Consider the following 709-nt stretch of genomic DNA (forward strand, 5'->3'; position numbering starts at 1 on the left):
GTGTGCCTGAACGATCTTTACTTCGGTGTCGAAGTCATAGTAGTCCATGTAAATGTCTACCATTCTGTCGAGTAGGGCGTCTTGAGGCCTATGCACTCCCGCGTATTCTATGGAGTTGCTTGTGAATATTATATTGAAATCAGGATGGACATCGATGTACCTTTCTTCTCCGAACATTGTTGGAAGTTCAAGGATGCGCTCCTCTAACACGGACAAAAGAACGTTGTTTGCTTCTGGCTTGGCTCTGGAGAACTCGTTGTAAACCAATGTATAACCATATTTGCATGCAAGTGTCAGCGGATTGTCCACCCATTTGTATTTTGTTCTGTCCTTAGCTATCAAGACGTTGTGAACAAACCTGTCCCTTACGCTCTCGGTTTCCATCTCAGAGTATCCCCCGATCAAATCCGTTGTTGTCATTTGTTCGTCACCATTTATCCACACCACTGGTCTTCCCATCTCTTTTGCCACCTGCATCGCTAGTGTTGTTTTTCCGCATCCCGTTGGTCCCACTATGTGGGGAGGGTATCCGACCTTTGTCCACAGTTTAACCCTGTTTTTGAGCCTTCTAATCTGTTCTGTTTCAACAAAATTTTCAATAATTGGCACCAGAAACTCTGGTTCGACGCGTTCGGTTGACAGTTCTGGGGCTCTCATCTCCGGTTCTATCCTGGAAAACTTTTCTTCCATTGTTTCATGAACTCTTTTT

The 709-nt window shown here is 44.7% G+C and carries 1 protein-coding gene; it reads right to left on the reverse strand.

Features of this window, described 5'->3' with window-relative positions; genetic code table 11:
- A partial coding sequence (gvpN, locus tag QMD21_07840; GenBank protein ID MDI6856674.1) for a gas vesicle protein GvpN occupies nucleotides 1-690 on the reverse strand: 690 nt, incomplete at its 3' end.
- Between the last annotated feature and the right edge of the window lie 19 nt (nucleotides 691-709).

The organism is Candidatus Thermoplasmatota archaeon (assembly GCA_030018475.1).
Classification (GTDB): Archaea; Thermoplasmatota; JASEFT01; order JASEFT01; family JASEFT01; genus JASEFT01.